Origin of the sequence: Microcoleus sp. EPA2 (assembly GCA_020882975.1) — a bacterium.
Lineage (GTDB): Bacteria > Cyanobacteriota > Cyanobacteriia > Cyanobacteriales > Microcoleaceae > Microcoleus.
Genome location: JAHRFD010000014.1, coordinates 63,746 through 81,167 on the forward strand (window position 1 = coordinate 63,746; position 17,422 = coordinate 81,167).

Here is a 17,422-nt window from a genome sequence, read left to right on the forward strand (position 1 = left end):
AGCTACAAACTGTTACCAACTAAGGCGGGACGAGACTCTATTTTGCGAAATTGCAAACTATTATTTTCACAATCGATCGCAATTGTATCACCCTCCACAAACGCATTTTCCAGAATCTTATTAGCCAGCGGGTTTTCCAACTCCCGCTGAATAGCCCGTTTTAAAGGACGAGCACCATAAACTGGGTCGTAACCAACATCTGTGATATGGTTTTTGGCAGCATCCGACAGTTCCAAGGTAATCTTTTGTTCCGCCAACAACCGTTCAATTCGCTTGACTTGAATAGTGACAATTTGGCGGAGTTCAGTTTTGCTCAAAGTGTGGAACAAAATTGTCTCATCCACCCGATTTAGAAATTCCGGCCGGAAGTGCGATCGCAACGCATTCATTACCCGTTTTAACATTTGTTCGTACTCTTCATCAGTCTCCCGTTCAGAAATAGGTAAACTTTCCGATTCCTGAGCACTGGGAGGATTCGCAACATCAGAAACTGGCGAAGCCGAAATTTCTACCGTACCATCATCATCAACTTTATAGTTGGTCTTTTGACTGGAAAAATCAGGGACTTCCTGCTTGCGAACGGTAGTTTTTTTAGCGGTTTTTCCCTTCTTAGAAAACACTTCTAAAATGTGGTCGCTACCGATATTGCTAGTCATCACAATCACGGTATTTCTAAAGTCCACCAATCGACCCTGAGAATCTGTAATTCTGCCATCATCCAACACTTGCAGCAAAATGTTAAATATATCCGGGTGTGCCTTTTCCACTTCATCAAATAACACCACCGAATAAGGATGTCTGCGCACTGCTTCCGAAAGTTGTCCCCCTTCATCGTAACCGACATATCCGGGGGGAGCTCCTACTAACCGAGAAACGTTTTGCTTCTCCATATATTCGGACATATCAATGCGGACGATCGCGTCATCGCTATCAAATAAAAACTCCGCCAAAGCCCGCGCCAACTCAGTTTTGCCGACACCTGTCGGGCCCATGAACAAGAAAGAGCCGATCGGCCTTCCGGGGTCTTTCATCCCCGCACGAGCTCGCCGAATTGCCGCAGCAACGGCTGTCACAGCCTCCTGTTGACCGATTACCCGGTGGTGCAAATGCTTCTCCAATTGCAGCAATTTTTGGCGTTCCGATTCCAGCAACCTGTTGACAGGAATCCCAGTCCATTTGGCAACAATTTCCGCAATATCACCCTCAGTAACTTTTTCCCTCAGTAGGGAAGAACCTTGAGATTGTTGTTTCAAAAGTTCGGCTTCTTTGGCTTCCCGATCGCGCACCGCAGTTTCCAATTTGCCGTACTTTAACTGGGCGGCTTTATTCAAATCGTAAGCCCTTTCTGCCTGTTCTATTTGCACTCGCAATTGGTCTTCTTCTGCTTTCAATTTATTGATGGCATCCAACAACTGCTTTTCGCCAGACCACTGAGAAGACAATTTTTCCTGTTTGACTTTCAAAATGTCAATCTCAGTTTTGATGCGTTCGATGCGGGGACCAATTCCCAAGGCTTGAGTACCTTTTCCCTCACCTTCGATGGACAATTTTTCCATTTCTAACTGCATCACCCGGCGGTCGATCGCCTCCAATTCCACAGGTTTAGAAGTAATTTCCATTTTCAAGTGGGCGGCGGCTTCATCTACCAGGTCGATCGCCTTATCGGGCAAAAAGCGATCGGAAATATAGCGAAAAGACAAAGTTGCAGCAGCCACCAAGGCCGAATCAGTGATTTTTACCCCGTGGTGGCGTTCGTAACGGTCTTTCAATCCGCGCAAAATCGAAATAGTATCTTCAACGCTGGGCTCGCCGACAAATACTTGTTGAAAACGGCGTTCCAAAGCCGGGTCTTTTTCGATATGCTTGCGGAATTCGTCGAGAGTTGTAGCGCCGATACAGCGCAATTCGCCGCGGGCTAACATGGGTTTCAACAAATTGCCCGCATCCATTCCTGAACCGGAACTACCGCCGCCGCCAGTACCGACAACGGTGTGCAATTCGTCAATAAATAGGACTATTTGCCCGTCGGAATCGATGACTTCTCGTAGGACCGATCGCAGTCGTTCTTCAAATTCGCCCCGGAATTTTGCCCCAGCAATTAAACTGCCCATGTCAAGGCTAAATAGTTGGCGATTTTTCAAAGATTCGGGGACGTCACCGTTAACAATGCGCTGGGCCAAACCTTCGGCGATCGCCGTTTTGCCGACTCCGGGATCGCCAATTAACACCGGATTGTTTTTTTGGCGGCGGGAAAGAACTTGGACTACCCGCCGAATTTCTTCATCGCGGCCGATTACGGGGTCAAGTTTGCCTGCTTTTGCAGCTTCGGTTAAATCGCGGCCGTATTTACTCAGGGCGTCGGAGTTAGCTTCCCCATCTCGATCGGGAGTTTTAGGGTTGCGGAGGCTGGATTTGTTGGTTTCGGAATTTTTTTCTGGGACTTTTGCAGTAGCGCGGACAGATTTGATGGCTTCTTCGAGTTTTGGGCGATCGATCGTACCGGGTGCCGGTCTGCGATCGTAACCAGGGCGTCCCGGCGGCCCATCGCCCCTAGTCAGCAAACGCCTACCAACTCGTTCATCTTCTATTAAGCCAATTAATAAATGTTCAATGGCGATAAAATTATCTTGCCAAGTCACTCTGGTGGCCTCGGCAACATCTAACATCACATCTAAGCCACGACCGAGGTAGAGTTGTTCAGCGTTGGCAACTCTCGGCTGTCGTTTGGCAAAGGCTTCTAACTGTTGCCCAAAGCGGGTGACATCTATTCCGGCCAGGCTGAGAATCGTGTTTGCTAAACCAAGCTGTTCTAGAATGGCGATCGCTAAATGTTCAACCTCTAGCTGCTGATTGGCAAAACGGCGCGCTACATCCTGGGATTTGACAATGGATTCCCAGGCTTCATCGGTAAATTTGCTAGGGTCTGTTGGCTGCACTTTGGTTCCTCGCAATCACAGGGATTTTTACTATTATAAATAGCTTCTTCTTCTTTTGAAAATATTAAGTTCACCCAAATGTTTATTATTTACTGACAATCATGCTATTTCCCACTTACCAATTTTTAGTTTTTTTTCTAATTCTCTTTAGTGCGATCGTCTCTTTAAAACACCAAGTGGACTTATATAAAATTGTCCTCCTACTTTCCAGTTTATTATTTTATTCCTTTTGGAGCTTCGATTTTTTATTTTTACTAATTTTAGCTACTACCTACAATTATATCATTCTCCGGGCTGTTTGCCACGGAAAACACAAAAAACTTGCTTTAATATCCGGTCTAATTTTCAACATTGCCAACCTCGGCATCTTTAAATATTGCAACTTTTTCGTAACTTCTTTATTTGACATCCTCAACCAACTCAAAATCTCCGCCAGTTTTCAAGTATTGCAAATTCTCATCCCCGTCGGTGTCTCATTCTACACATTTAGAATGATTTCCCATTTAATCGACTGCTACCAGAAAAAAATCTCCTGTCCCAAGTTTATAGACTACGCCACCTACATCACCTACTTCCCCCAAATTGCCTCCGGGCCCATATCGCGAGCTCCAGAATTTTACTCCCAGCTCAATTCTCCCCAAAAATACGACTATAAAATCGAAGAAGTTATAGTTTTAATTTTGTCAGGACTGTTTAAAAAATATACTTTATCCAGCTTTTTGTTTAACTTCACTCAACTGCCCTTCAAAGTTCCACAACAGTATAGTAGCATTGATTTAATTCTCGCCGTAATTTCCTATTCCTGTTTGATTTATGTAGATTTCAGCGGCTACTCAGATTTAGCCAACGGTATCTCCTGTTTGCTAGGTTTTAAACCTATTGTCAATTTTAATATGCCTTACCAATCCTTAAGCCTCCAAGAATTTTGGAAAAGGTGGCACATCAGTCTTTCCGAGTGGCTGAGAGATTACGTTTACATCCCGTTAGGTGGCAACAAACACGGCAAATTGAGAAAATATGTGAATTTATTGTGCACAATGGCGATCGGTGGATTTTGGCACGGTGCTGGTTTAAACTTTATTGTCTGGGGAGCTATTCATGGCTTAGGATTAGTTGTCAACCATTTATGCAGAGATCTACCTCAAGCTATCCACTTCAAAATAGACTATTTATATCCGAAAACAGCGAAATTTTTGAGTTGGTTATTTACCTTTAGTTTTGTCAGTGGTAGCTGGATATTTTTCGGGACACCCAACTGGGAAACAGCCATCCATGTGTTCCAAGGAATTATTCATTCTGCCGTCAAGAGTTTTCAATTTAACTTTTGGCAATTATATTTAGTCATTGCAGTTATTGGGGCTATTAATTTTTGGGGCGATCGCATCGCCCAAATATTGCTGATCGTATTTTCATTAAAAAACATTTTTTTTCGGGTTGTCTTAGTTTCCCTGTTCGTGTATGCTATTTTGATGCTGGGACCCAGTACCGTTCCGCCTTTTATATACTTTAATTTCTAAGAAATATGAGAGACAGGGAAATTCTGCTAATCGCTACTTCGGTAATTCTAACTTTAATATTTACCAACCTCTCCTTATTTCTCAAAAGTTTTTCCTCAACCCCTTTTGCTAGCCCAGAAATAAAACAAGCAGCAAGGCAGATCGAACTCGAAGGTTTTAGGAAATCGGAGCAAGATTTTTGGAGCAAAATCAAAGATATTAACTTAGATAGCCTCCCAGTCAAGTCAGCAAAAAATCGGGTTGAAACAGCCCAAAAAACTGCCCTACAACCCAAAAAAATAACTACAAAATCACCTAAAAAAAACACCCCAGCCAAACCAAAACTGACCAGACCTTATCGTAAATTTTTATTTATTGGAGATTCCGTAATGCTCGACTTAGGGACTCAACTTCAGTACAGTCTCAAGCAAAAGTATAATATTGCCGATACCAAAATTGACTACAAAGTATCCAGTGGCTTAAATCGGATAGATTATTATGACTGGTATGCCAGAACCAGTCAAATTATTAAGGATTATCAGCCCGATGTCGTGATTGTTTTATTTGGAGGGAATGACACTCAAGATATCGCTGATTTTCAAGGAAAATACAGGGTAATTTTGACTAAAGAATGGCAAAAAGCCTATCAAGAAAGAGTAGACAAATATGCCAAATTATTAAATAATTCCTCCGTGCGGAAAGTGTACTGGGTTGGTCAATCTAACTCTAACAAATCGGGGTACATTCAGGCTTTTCCAATTATGAACAATATTTATAAAAATGCGATGAAAATTTCCCCGAAAATCACTTTCATTTCAACTTGGGAAACTTTTGCAGAAAGTGGTAAATTTACTCCGGTAGTTGCTAACAAATCGGGGAAGCGAGGCTATGTAAAAGTGAATGATGGTTTGCACTTTACCTCCCACGGAGCTCAGATTATCAGCGACTTAATTGTTGACAAAATGGTGGCGGATCGAGTCTTACAAATTCCTAAAAAGCAACTGTAAATCCGATTATCTAAATTGTGAAGGAGCAAGGCCGAGCAGTCTGGGTTCCCAGGCTCAGCCTGGGAACTAGGAAACAGCTAGAACGCGAGCATTTTCCTATTTAGCTACTGTTGTACCTACTTTGCTAGCGATCGCTGCTAAAGCGTTGCGGTTGCATTGAGATGCACCCAACCCGGTTTCTAGTCGCATCTATTTTTCAGTTGCACTAATTCAACTTTATATCCATCGGGGTCTTCCACAAAGGCAATGACAGTTGAACCGTGTTTCATCGGGCCTGGTTCGCGACTAACTTTGCCGCCGCGAGCTCTAATCTCTTCGCAGGTACCGTAAATGTCGTCAACCCCGATCGCAATATGACCGTAAGCATTGCCTAAATTATACTCTTCAACGCCCCAGTTGTATGTTAATTCCAAAACTGTATGGTCAGACTCATCACCGTAGCCGACAAAAGCCAGAGTAAATTTACCGTCTGGATAGTCTTTTTGCCGCAGCTTTTTCATGCCCAGCACTTCGGTGTAAAATTTGAGGGACTCTTCTAAGTTTCCGACTCGGAGCATGGTGTGTAATAATTGCATTTAGCTCACTCCAAATTTTTTAAGCTAGATCCAATTTTACCCATTTCTGGCGAAAAAAACTCGCGCGGGGAACTTCACAATTGCCGCAAGTTGATAACTATCTATTAGCTTTACTGAATAAAAACCACCACAACTCCAAACCAATTAAAGTCAATCCACCTAGGGTGACACCGACTTTTAAACCTAAAGGCTGTTCAATAGTTTGAAATTGAGTGGTGGAATGAGTAGGTTCGATAGACATTTTAGCAGCTTGCACTCCCGATGCCATTGCGATCGCCATTCCTGCACTCGCGAGAGTTACCCCAATTTGACGAAGGTGCAACATTTTTTTGATTACTCCTAATTTAGGTGATATATTTGGGTTGAAAATTACGCAACCGCAAAGCATTAGTCAGGACGGAAACTGAACTAAAAGCCATGGCACCTCCGGCGATGATTGGACTTAGTAGCCAGCCAAAAATCGGATATAAAATACCTGCTGCGATCGGAATTCCAGCGATGTTGTAAATAAAGGCAAAAAACAGATTTTCGCGGATGTTGCGCATGGTGGCGCGCGACAGTTGAATGGCTGTAACTATGCCTTGCAAGTCTCCAGAAATTAGGGTTATGTCGCTCGCGGCGATCGCCACATCTGTCCCGGTGCCGATCGCAATTCCCACATCCGAAGCGGCCAAAGCTGGAGCATCATTAATTCCATCTCCCACCATCGCTACAATTTTACCTTGTGCTTGCAGTGCTTGGATTTTAGCTACTTTTTGGTCTGGTCTAACTTCTGCAAAAATGCGATCGATCCCAACAGCATGGGCGATGGACTCCGCAGTCGCGCGGTTGTCCCCTGTCAGCATCGCCACTTCTAAACCGAGTTTTTGCAGTGCTTTCACCACCCGCGCTGACGATGGTTTGAGGGCATCGGCAATACCCAGAATCCCCTCAATTTTGCCCTCCACAGCCATCCAAACCACGGTTTTACTAGCAGATTCCCAAGCTCTGGCGCGCAGTTCCAAATATTCAGTGTCAAAGCCTAATTCCTGCATCCATCTGAGTGTTCCCAGGGCGATCGACTTTCCCTCCACCACCCCCCGGACGCCACTTCCTGCGATCGCCTCAAAATCCTTAACATCTGTTAAACTTACCTCTTGAAATGCAGCATATCTCACCACAGCTTCACCCACAGGATGCTCGGAATTTCGCTCCACAGACGCTGCCAATTTCAGCAATTTTAGCTCATTGCTGTTAGCGATTCCTTTCATTGTCACAAAATCAGTGACAGTCGGCTTGCCTTCCGTGAGAGTCCCAGTTTTATCTAACACAATGACTTGAATTTTATGAGCCAGTTCTAAACTCTCAGCTCCTTTAATTAAAACTCCATTTTCTGCACCTTTGCCAGTCCCCACCATCACCGCCGTCGGAGTTGCCAAACCCAAAGCACAAGGACAGGCAATAATCAGCACTTCCACCATCGTAACGGTTGCCAAAGTCAAGTTTCCCGTAGCATTAAACCAGATGATAAAAGTAGCTAAAGCAACGGCTATTACGGCGGGAACAAACCAACCAGTCACCTCATCTGCCAACTTTTGAATAGGTGCTTTAGACCCCTGGGCATCCTGCACCATCTTGACAATTTGAGCTAAAAACGTATCCTGACCAATCCTAGTAGTGCGAAACTTAAAGCTGCCAGTTTTGTTAATTGTCGAGCCGATAACTTCGTCACCGACTTGCTTTTTGACGGGCAAACTTTCCCCTGTTACCATTGCTTCATCTATTGTGGAATAGCCTTCAATCATCTCTCCGTCTACGGGAATTTGTTCCCCTGGCCGCACCTGTACGATATCCCCAATTTCCACTTGGGCTAATGGCACTTCCAACTCTTGCCCGTTGCGAACAATCCGAGCCGTTTTCGCTTGCAAACCCATGAGTTTCCGAATCGCCTCCGAAGTCTCTCCCTTCGCCCGATTTTCTAGGGTTTTACCAAGCAAAATAAGAGCAATCACACTCGCTGCAACTTCATAATAAACGCTGGTTATCAAACCCTGAGCTAGGAAAAATCCGGGAAAAACTGTTACACATACAGAATAAAAGTAAGCAGAACTGGTTCCCAAAGCAATCAGGGTATCCATTGTAGCTAGGCGGCGTTTTAGCGATTTCCATGCTCCTCTATAAAATGAGTCACCACACCAGAATTGTACTGGTGCTGTCAGCACTAATTGCAGCCAAAAATTGTGCAACCATCCGGGAATAAATGGCAAATGCCAACCAGTCATAGCTGGAATGGAACCTGTAAATAGTAACAGGCTAATCAGACCTGCTGTCCACAATTTACGTTGCAAAACTTGAGATTCAGCTTGACGAGTTGCTTGCTCGGTGTCATCCTCGCCCTGGGTCATTTCTGGAAGCGGAAAAGCTTTGTACCCCGCCGCATCAACAGTTGCTTGAATTGTGGCTAAGCTAGTTTTTTGGGAGTCGTATTGGATGCTTGCTTGTTCCATGCCAAAGTTGACATTGCACTCAATGACACCAGGAACAGATTTAATTGCTTGTTCAATGGAAGAAGCACAGGAGGCACAACTCATGCCTTGGAGTTTGACTGTGAGATTATCCATATATCCACTCTCGAATTGGGAAGAGGAAATTGGCCGTTGCTAATACCATTTCTCTAAAATCGTGCAACAATCTTTGACCCCCTCTAACCCCCCCTTATAAAGGGGAGGGACAAGACTATTGTTGCATTCTTTTTTAAAATTGGTATAAGATTCTGCTGTCAAAGGGCTGGATAACCAACAGATGCGATGGCTTTTCTCACTTCATTTTCTGGCTTCACGCTTTGAATTGTCACCACTTTCGTTTTAATATCTGCCTCAACAACTGCGGCTGGATCGACGGTTTTGACTGCTTGTGCGATCGTATTGGCACAAGCTGAACAAGCGATTTTTGGAACTTTTAACTGTAGAGTCATAATTTCAACCTCACCATAAAATACTCTGCTCGTTCTCTTAATTAATTTCATTATACAGTCTCCTGTTAGCAGAAAAGTAAAGTTAATTTGAGATTTTAAATTTGTGAACAGCTCAAATTTCATCCTAATTTCATAGGCTCGTGATAAATTTAAAATAAACACCAGTTTTAACACTCTAAAATTTATGAAACCAATGCCATTAAAAACAGGATTGACAGCCCTGATATTCACCTGCACAGCAGCCCTAAGCAGTGGAGTGCTGGGGGCTTGCTCCAAAGACCCTGTAAGTCAAACTCAAGCCCCAAATATTACCACAGCAACCCCAGCCAGCAGCAAACAAGACGTGGCCCAGGACCACAAAATGGGTGGCATGAATCACAGTATGTCCATGGATTTAGGGCCTGCTGATGCCGACTACGATTTGCGATTTATTGATGGGATGACAGTGCATCATCAAGGTGCTGTAAACATGGCGAAAGAGGTGTTGAATAAATCCAAACGCCCGGAAATGAAAAAAATAGCAAATCAGATGATTGTCGCTCAAGAACGCGAAATTAATCAAATGAAAGAGTGGCGAAAAACTTGGTATCCTAAAGCTAGCAATACGCCCATGGCTTATCACGCTCCCATGGGTCACATGATGGCCATGACTCCCGAACAGATGCAAAGCATGATGATGAGCATGGATTTAGGTGCTGCGGACGCTCAATTTGATTTGCGGTTTCTGAATGCGATGATTCCCCACCACGAAGGAGCTTTGGTGATGGCCCAAGATGCTTTGAAAAAGTCGAAGCGGCCAGAAATGCAGAAATTATCCCAAGAAATTCTGACTTCACAAAAGCAAGAAATCGAGCAAATGAAAGAGTGGCGTAAAGCGTGGTACAAACAGTAACATAATTCCCTAAATTATCAAGTAAAAAAGCCTGAACGCGAATAGCATTAATCACACTATGTCTATTGTTCAGGAAAATCTTACTGGGCAAAATCGGGCAATTGAGGCAATCAAAAAGTGGCGCAAAGTGTTGTATTAATAATCACTTAAATCTATGATTCCGGTCACAACCTGTTTAGATACAGCTAAGTCGATATTTTTACGTAGAAATACTGTAGACAATTTAAAACGCATCCCTCTAAAGTATGAAAGTAACTAAAAATCTCTGATGACAGGGGAATAATTAATGATCTTGAACAGCTTGGAATTAAACACTACTCATCAATCTAAAGAAATGGTAGAAGACTTAGTGAGCGCCTTGACCAAGGAAATTGAAGCGAAATCAGGAACAGAAAAAAAATTACACCACCAACGGTTCAAACTAGGCAAAACTTATATTGATATTTTAGAAGCCGGCGGGCATCTGGGTTGCTGAGGTGAAATTTCATCCTAATTTCATGGGACTGTGAAAGACTAGGTTGAGGAGAGTATGTTTAGCTCTTGGTCATTGCTTAGCGATCGCTTCTGGGAAAACTCTAATAAGTAGATCTGGTTAATTCAGTTTACTTACTTAGTTGGGAAAAATACTAATCGCTAAACCGGTGGCACTCAACCCTATTTCAAGGACAATGCCAACGATGATATTTCACAAATATGCTCAATCTGCCGCAATTATTAGCAGTGGTTCTGCAACTTTATTCAGCCTGATTTTGCTAAGTTCTCCGGCCGCTGTTTTCGCCCACGCGGGACACGGAGATGAATTTCACCAAAGTGGCGAAACAACTCAAATTCCTACTGCTATTTCTGTCGATACTGAAACCTCGAAGCGAATTGGAATTAAAGTTGAGCCTGTGAAAGCTCAGCGCTTGTCTGTCGGGATTAAAACTACCGGACAAATTGAAAATCTGCCAAACCAAAAAGTAGAAGTTCGGGCTCCCGTTAGCGGCACTGTGGTTGAGTTGCTCGTCAAACCGGGGGACAAAGTATCAAAAGGTCAACCTGTTGTTGTTTTATCGAGTTCGGAATTAGGCCAATTGCGCGTGGATTCGATCGCCAAACGAGCCGAAGCTGAAGGCGATTTGCAGCAGGCGCAGGCTCAGTTTAAATTAGCTCAACAAAATTACGATCGCCAACTGCAAATATCCTCCGCAGAAATCGCCCAAGCCAAAAGCCAACTGACAGCAGCAACTCAGCAATACGAAAGAGAGCAAGAATTGGTAAACAACCGCTCTGTAGTGAAAGTTGCTCAAGAAAACTATCAGCGCCAACTACAAATAGCCCAGGCAGAAATAGCCCAGGCAGAAACCGAATTAACAGTGGCTAAAGAACAGTTTGAACGAGACAAAGAATTGGTAGCAGCAGGGGCGATCGCGCGACGGACAATGCTGGAATCGCAAGCTCATTTCGCCGAAGCCAAAGCCAATGTTGCCAAAGCAAAAAGCCGTCCCGAAGTTATCAAAGCCGAAACCGAAATTAAACAAGCCCAAGTAGACCTGCCGATGCGCGAATTGCGAGATGCTGAAGGCAAAGTTGCAGAAGTAAAAGCTCAACTTACCAAAGCTTTGAGTCGGCGGGAAGTTCTAGAAGCCGAGGCTCAACTCAAGGGGGCTAAAGCTGCTTTAGAAGTAGCTCAGTCCCGCGTTCGCCTCAGCAGTTCAGCCTATCAAGCGCGGCTGCAACAATTAGGAACTATTGCCAACGATCGAGGACTTGTGACTGTTATCGCTCCCATTGCCGGCACTGTAGCCGATCGCGAAATCACCCCAGGGGAATCAGTCAACTCGGCGGAAAAACCCTTGATGAGTATATTAAATGATAGCAGCGTTTTTGCCACGGCAAATATTTACGAAAAAGACCTAAATCAAGTAAAGCAGGGTCAGGAATTGACTGTAAAAATTGCTAGTTTTCCCAACCGCAATTTCCGGGGCAAAATTAGCTTGATTGGCTCGACAGTAGAAGGGGAAAGTCGGGCTGTGCCAGTGAAAGCTTTATTAGATAATTCTGAAGGAATTTTGAAGCCAGGGATGTTTGCCGAGTTGGAGATTTTTACTGAAAAAACAGCAGCAAATCTTTTAGCAATTCCGGTTTCAGCAGTAGTAGAAGCCAACGGCAAACAGTTAGTTTATGTCAAAAATGGCGATGCGTTTCAAGCTATGGAAGTCACAATCGGTAAAACTTCCGGGGATTTAGTAGAAATTAAGAGCGGTTTGTTTGACGGAGATTTAATTGTCACCCAGCGCGCACCTCAACTTTATGCACAATCGTTACGTGGCGGTAGCAAACACTCAAAAACTGAGGAAAAGAAGGAAGTTAAACCAACCAATTTTAATAGTTTTTCCGTGCCTTTGTGGGCGGGAATTGGCGGAGGTATGGCGATCGCCTCTGGGACTTTTGCAGCCGGTGCATTCTGGGGAAATCGGCGCAAATTGCCAGCAGTAGCAGCGGATTCTGGAAAAAATGGTTTTTCCATCTCCTCGGCAGCACTAAATGCGATTACAGTAGATGAATTGTCACAGGATGACAATCACCGCGTTAAAACTCAGGAGGCAGAAGCCAAAATTTCTCAGTAAAAATTTTGTTTAATCGAGCAGTTATAAATATATAAAATAACTTAAAAAGGCTCAATAGTAGATGGTAAACCAACTCGCATAAATAAACGTGCAAATGCCTGAGAAAAGTGTTCGAGGTATGGAGATTTTAACCGCCAGCGATCCTTTAAATTACTAGCGTGTTTCAAAACATATTCGTAAGGTAAGGTTTGGATATCTCTAAAATCTACAACCAGTGATTCTTTGTTATTAGCTGGGTTCGTTGGTGATGCCAGTAGATGCAAACCTTCTATTCTCCCTCTTAAAACTTCATTCCATTTTCCTTTTTTCTTAAATGCTTCGTTATTTTCCTCAAAATCTGAAATATGGTAAATTGCACAAAGCACTACCTGAGCTACTTTTTTATTATCCAAATCGCAGCTTTGGGTGAGAACAATTAAATCTAGTTCATTGAGTTCTATTTGTACGTCTTGAATTTCACTATTTTTTCCAAAAATTGTTGGATCGAATACTGGTATTGGTACGAGACACCCAGGCAGGTAATCACCTTGCCTGAGAGTTGGTTCTGATTCATTTACCTGCACCCAGAAAGGCTCTACCATCATTCTTCATCAAAAATATACGGCAGAGGTTTTTTACGCCCTTTAAACTGAGCGCGCATAATTACTCGTTCCGATCGCTTCGGCGGTACAGAATTGTAGTCTATTTCGCCAATGCTTTCTAGAGTTTGTAAGTATTGTTTTACAACTGTTAAATTCTGCAATAATTTATCGGTTAGGGCTGCAATTTCTCGTCCTTCAGGACTTTGTAATTGAGCTGTGGCTTTTGGCTCTAACACCAGTAATCTTGGTGACGATAAAACGCCATTAGGACGTAGGGGGGTAATTGTAGCCATTAGTTAATCAACTCCCTTATGCGTTCTGTAATACAAGCTTCAAAAGCTATGTTTTTTTGTTCGTGCATTTGTTCTAAAATATGCCAAAGCTCTATTTCATTAGAAGGAATATCTCCTTCCTTAAATAAATCTAAATCCAATATTATAGAAACAAAATCAGGTGTGGGAGGTGGAACTATTGCTTGATTGATAACCAGCATTGTTCCCAAGTCTTCTTGTGGGATTTGTAGCTGCATAAAGTAGCCACTTAATCCTTGCGGCAAATCAGGGGAAACTTCCGGAAATGTCCTCAAATACTCTTTGAGATCGCCAATCGGCAAAGGAATATCTAGCCTGTTAATATACCTGAGTGCTAAACGAACAATTGCTTCTGGATGTATCAGCGACTGATAGATATTCCACAGTCGCTTTGCTTCATCCCGAAAATTTTCCCAACAGTCGTAAGGGGCAAGCCGACTGAATGCGAAAGCATCTAAACGCAGTTGAAGAATCTGTTTTGGGTCGTCGCGGGAGGCTATATAGCCAATTGGAGATTGGCTCGCTGTTGCCCCAACACTAGCACCTGCCATAATTTGTCCCTGAAAAAGTAACACTTCTTCACGCTGAGGATACTCAGCTTGAATGCTTGAGTATACCTGCGCCAAGTTGTCAAGTTTAACTCCTGGTAAAAGTTTAACTTGTATATCAATCAAGGCTTCGGTGATTGGGGCGCGTGAGTAGTGTTTTGGTGCTTGCATACCAACTATTGTAAACTGCTTTGTCAAAAAGAGCAACACGGGTTATATTATTTGAGATTTCCCACTTTAGATGAATTATTAATCAACGTTGAAAGTTAACATATTTCATCCTAATTTCATTTTAGGGTGTCAATCTAAATTGAATAGCTATTTAACATCGATCGCCAAACGGTCGTTGGTAGTTATCGCCTCTATAAAATTCTAAAATGTTCAGCACTATTCTCAGATGGGTAATCAACCGCCGCTGGCTAGTCGTTCTCGCCACTATTATTATTAGTCTTTGGACATTATATATCATCCCCAAAATGCCGCTCGATGTCTTCCCGCCTTTCGCACCGCCACAGGTGGAAATCCAAACGGAAGCACCGGGTTTAGCGCCGGAAGAAATTGAGTCTTTGGTAACATTGCCGATCGAGAGCGCGATTAACGGCACTCCGGGGGTGACAGCAGTGCGCTCTTCCTCTGCTGTGGGTGTTTCTGTGGTTAAAGTTATCTTTGATTGGGGAACCGAAATTTATCAAGCGCGGCAGTTGATTACAGAAAGGTTGCAGCAAGCTCAAAGCCAGCTTCCTGCAGGAGTAGAAGCACCGCAAATTTCTCCGACAACTTCTCCGGTAGGCACTGTGATTACCTATGCTTTTACTTCAGAAACTACTCCGCTGATGGAAGTGCGCCGTCTGGTTGATTGGCAAGTTACCAATCGCCTGTTAGCAGTGAATGGTGTGGCTCAAGTGGTAGTTTATGGCGGTGAACAAAGGCAGTATCAAGTATTAGTTGAACCTGCGAAATTGAAAGCTTTTAATGTATCTTTGCAGCAAGTATCCGAAGCTGCGGCGGCGGCAAATGTCAACGCGCCTGGTGGCTATTTAATTACGCCGGATAAAGAAACTTTGATTCGGGGTGTGGGGCGGATTGAATCGGTGGTAGATTTGCAGCAATCTGCGATCGCCTCTCGCCAAGGAAGCGTCGTCAGAATTGGGGATGTCGCTGATGTCAAAATTGGTGCTGCTATCAAGCGGGGCGATGGCAGTTTTAACGGCAAAAAAGCTGTGATTGTGATGGTAAACAGGCAGCCGGTTGCTGATACTCCGACGGTAACTCAAGCTGTGGAAGTGGCAATGGCCCAGGTGCAGCAAGCTTTGCCCAAAGATATTAAAGTTACTGTTACTTTCCGCCAGGAAGAGTATATCAATTCTTCGGTGGAAAATGTGCGATCGGCTTTAGTGGAAGGCAGCATCATTGTCACTATTATTTTGATCCCGTTTTTGATGAATTGGCGCACTCTGGCGGTTGTTTTGCTGGATTTCTTTCTGACTTGGCTGTTGGCGCTGCTGGCAATGTATTGGCTGGGATTGGGGCTGAATACGATGACTTTGGGGGGGTTGTCGGTGGCGATCGGCACTGCGATCGATGATGCGATCGTCTATGCCGAAAATACCTACCGCAACTTGAGAGAAAATACATCATCTCCTCACCCTCGCCCGGTGATGGATGTGATTTTTGATGGCAGTCAGGAGGTTCGCGATTCGTTAATTGGAGCAACGGTAATTGGGATTGTGGTGTTTTCACCAATTTTTACTTTACCGGGTGTAGAAGGGCGAATTTTTACGCCGATGGGGATTACTTATCTGGTAGTTGTTGTGATTTCTAGCCTGGAATCGCTGTTCATATCTCCGGCACTTTGCGCTATTTTATTGCCTAACAAAAACATGAGTGGTGCGGAACCTTGGTTGCCGAGATTTTGCAAAAAGATCTATCATTTCTTTCTAAAATTGTCAATGCGCTATTCGGCGATTATTTTAACTATAGCTGCTGCGAGCATGGTGGCAACACTAATTATTTTGCCTTCTTTTGGACGAGTGTTTTTGCCGGAGTTTCAGGAGCAAACTTTGGTGAATACAATTCTACTGTATCCGGGGATGTCTTTGGAGGCGACAAATAGTGCGGCTTTTGCGATGGAAGATGCTCTTAAGGATGATACCAGATTTGCTTACGTGCAAGTGCGATCGGGCAGAGCTCCCGGTGATGCTGATGCTGCGGGTGTCAATCTGGCTCACATCGACATCGGTTTGAGCGAGGAGGGCATGAAAAATCGGCAGAAAACTTTGGAATCATTGCGGCAGGAATTTGGGAAATTGCCGGGAGTTGCACCCAATATCGGCGGTTTTATTTCTCACCGGATGGATGAGGTTTTATCCGGTGTCAGAAGTCAGATTGCTGTCAAAATCTTTGGCCCGGATTTAAACGAACTTCGCACCATCGGCGCTCAAGTAGAAGAGCAAATGAAAACTGTTGCAGGAATTGTAGACTTGCAACTGGAACCGCAAGTGCCGGTGCAGCAAATTCAAATTAAGTTTAACCGCCAAGCGGCAGGGAGATACGGTTTGAAAGTGGGAGAACTTTCGGAAATAATTGAGACAGCTTTAAACGGCAAAGTTGTGTCTCAAGTTTTGGAATTGCAGCAAACTTTTGATTTAGTTGTCTGGTTGCAGCCTGAAGCCCGAAATAACTTAGAAACTATTCAAAATTTGTTGGTTGATACCCCCCCTCTTTCCGCCCCTGATAAAGGGGGGGATGAAAGGGGGGGTAAAATTCCCCTCGCCCAAGTTGCGACTGTTAAATACGGTACGGGCCCAAATACGATTAACCGCGAGAATGTTTCTCGGTTGATTGTGGTGGCGGCAAATGCGAAAGGTCGAGATTTGCGATCGGTTGTGAATGAAATTCAAGCTAAAGTTAAACGAGAGGTGCAGTTACCGTTTGGTTATTTTATCCAGTACGGCGGTCAATTTGAGGCGGAACAAAGGGCTTCGCAGAATATTATGGTGTTTAGTGCGATCGCCTTTGTGGTCATTACAGTATTAATGTACCTTTCCGTCAAGTCAATTCCTTCAACTGCTATGATTATGATTAATTTGCCGATCGGATTAGTGGGAGGTGTAATTTCGGTAGCTTTGACTGGGGGCATCATCTCTGTAGCTTCTTTAGTTGGTTTTGTCACTTTATTTGGTGTTGCTACTCGCAACGGCTTGTTATTAGTAGACAACTACAATACTAAATTTGCGGAAGGAATGCCTTTTAATGAAGTAATTATTAAAGGCTCGATGGAACGGCTCAATGCTATTTTGATGACGGCTGCCACTTCAGCTTTAGGTTTAGCACCCTTAGTTTTAGAAGGCGGGGCTGGCAAGGAAATTCTGCAACCGCTGTCTGTAGTAGTTTTAGGAGGATTGTTTACTTCTACAGCACTGACTCTGTTAGTTTTACCAGCTTTGTATGTTCAATTTAGTAAATATTTATTAACATAAACTAATCACCCCTAAAATATAGTCTTTCTCAGTTA

14 protein-coding genes are annotated in these 17,422 nt (G+C 43.7%); 6 read left to right on the plus strand and 8 right to left on the minus strand.

Going from position 1 to position 17,422, the window contains the following annotated elements:
* Positions 1–2: 2 nt before the first annotated feature.
* On the minus strand, positions 3–2,936 hold the full coding sequence (locus AAFP14_RS14420) for an ATP-dependent Clp protease ATP-binding subunit (protein ID WP_341732939.1): 2,934 nt from the start codon (positions 2,934–2,936) through the stop codon (positions 3–5).
* Positions 2,937–3,112: 176 nt separating this feature from the next.
* Here AAFP14_RS14420 and AAFP14_RS14425 point away from each other — a divergent pair, with 176 nt between their 5' ends.
* Both AAFP14_RS14425 and AAFP14_RS14430 read left to right on the plus strand, forming a co-directional pair.
* Positions 3,113–4,453: an MBOAT family O-acyltransferase gene (locus AAFP14_RS14425; RefSeq protein WP_341732940.1), complete on the plus strand. Its 1,341-nt coding sequence runs from the start codon at positions 3,113–3,115 to the stop codon at positions 4,451–4,453.
* A gap of 5 nt (positions 4,454–4,458) precedes the next feature.
* Complete coding sequence (locus AAFP14_RS14430; protein WP_341732941.1) at positions 4,459–5,439, plus strand: SGNH/GDSL hydrolase family protein; 981 nt, start codon at positions 4,459–4,461, stop codon at positions 5,437–5,439.
* 179 nt (positions 5,440–5,618) lie between these two features.
* On the opposite strand, the gene gloA is transcribed toward AAFP14_RS14430, so the two are convergent.
* The 4 genes from gloA to AAFP14_RS14450 all read right to left on the minus strand — a co-directional run bounded on the left by gloA (position 5,619) and on the right by AAFP14_RS14450 (position 8,967).
* The gene (gene gloA, locus AAFP14_RS14435; protein ID WP_341732942.1) at positions 5,619–6,014 is read right to left on the minus strand and encodes a lactoylglutathione lyase; all 396 of its coding nucleotides are present in this window, start codon (positions 6,012–6,014) and stop codon (positions 5,619–5,621) included.
* Between the two features lie 97 nt (positions 6,015–6,111).
* Complete coding sequence (locus tag AAFP14_RS14440; protein WP_341732943.1) at positions 6,112–6,339, minus strand: hypothetical protein; 228 nt, start codon at positions 6,337–6,339, stop codon at positions 6,112–6,114.
* Positions 6,340–6,358: 19 nt separating this feature from the next.
* Positions 6,359–8,614 (minus strand): heavy metal translocating P-type ATPase, encoded by a 2,256-nt coding sequence (locus AAFP14_RS14445; RefSeq protein ID WP_341732944.1) that lies wholly within the window; start codon positions 8,612–8,614, stop codon positions 6,359–6,361.
* Positions 8,615–8,772: 158 nt separating this feature from the next.
* On the minus strand, positions 8,773–8,967 hold the full coding sequence (locus AAFP14_RS14450) for a heavy-metal-associated domain-containing protein (RefSeq protein WP_341732945.1): 195 nt from the start codon (positions 8,965–8,967) through the stop codon (positions 8,773–8,775).
* A gap of 184 nt (positions 8,968–9,151) precedes the next feature.
* Between AAFP14_RS14450 and AAFP14_RS14455 the strand changes: the two genes are divergently transcribed.
* The 3 genes from AAFP14_RS14455 to AAFP14_RS14465 all read left to right on the plus strand — a co-directional run bounded on the left by AAFP14_RS14455 (position 9,152) and on the right by AAFP14_RS14465 (position 12,468).
* Positions 9,152–9,859: a DUF305 domain-containing protein gene (locus AAFP14_RS14455; protein WP_341732946.1), complete on the plus strand. Its 708-nt coding sequence runs from the start codon at positions 9,152–9,154 to the stop codon at positions 9,857–9,859.
* 286 nt (positions 9,860–10,145) lie between these two features.
* Positions 10,146–10,334 (plus strand): hypothetical protein, encoded by a 189-nt coding sequence (locus tag AAFP14_RS14460; protein WP_341732947.1) that lies wholly within the window; start codon positions 10,146–10,148, stop codon positions 10,332–10,334.
* A 193-nt stretch (positions 10,335–10,527) separates the two neighbouring features.
* Positions 10,528–12,468, plus strand: a complete 1,941-nt coding sequence (locus AAFP14_RS14465) for an efflux RND transporter periplasmic adaptor subunit (RefSeq protein WP_341732948.1) — start codon at positions 10,528–10,530, stop codon at positions 12,466–12,468.
* 41 nt (positions 12,469–12,509) lie between these two features.
* Here the strand turns inward: AAFP14_RS14465 and AAFP14_RS14470 are convergent, their stop codons facing one another.
* Genes AAFP14_RS14470 through AAFP14_RS14480 form a run of 3 tightly spaced genes read right to left on the minus strand, consistent with a single transcriptional unit; the run spans position 12,510 to position 14,079 of the window.
* Positions 12,510–13,052, minus strand: coding sequence for a hypothetical protein (locus AAFP14_RS14470; RefSeq protein ID WP_341732949.1), 543 nt, complete (start codon positions 13,050–13,052; stop codon positions 12,510–12,512).
* Positions 13,049–13,342: a hypothetical protein gene (locus AAFP14_RS14475; protein WP_341732950.1), complete on the minus strand. Its 294-nt coding sequence runs from the start codon at positions 13,340–13,342 to the stop codon at positions 13,049–13,051. The genes AAFP14_RS14470 and AAFP14_RS14475 overlap by 4 nt, the downstream gene beginning before the upstream one ends.
* Positions 13,342–14,079 carry a TIGR04255 family protein gene (locus AAFP14_RS14480; RefSeq protein ID WP_341732951.1) on the minus strand — a complete coding sequence of 246 codons (738 nt, stop codon included), beginning with the start codon at positions 14,077–14,079 and terminating at the stop codon, positions 13,342–13,344. Before AAFP14_RS14480 ends, AAFP14_RS14475 begins: the two co-directional genes overlap by 1 nt.
* A 206-nt stretch (positions 14,080–14,285) precedes the next feature.
* Here AAFP14_RS14480 and AAFP14_RS14485 point away from each other — a divergent pair, with 206 nt between their 5' ends.
* A complete protein-coding gene (locus AAFP14_RS14485; protein ID WP_341732952.1) occupies positions 14,286–17,387 on the plus strand; it encodes an efflux RND transporter permease subunit in 3,102 nt (1,033 codons plus the stop codon).
* Positions 17,388–17,422 lie beyond the last annotated feature (35 nt).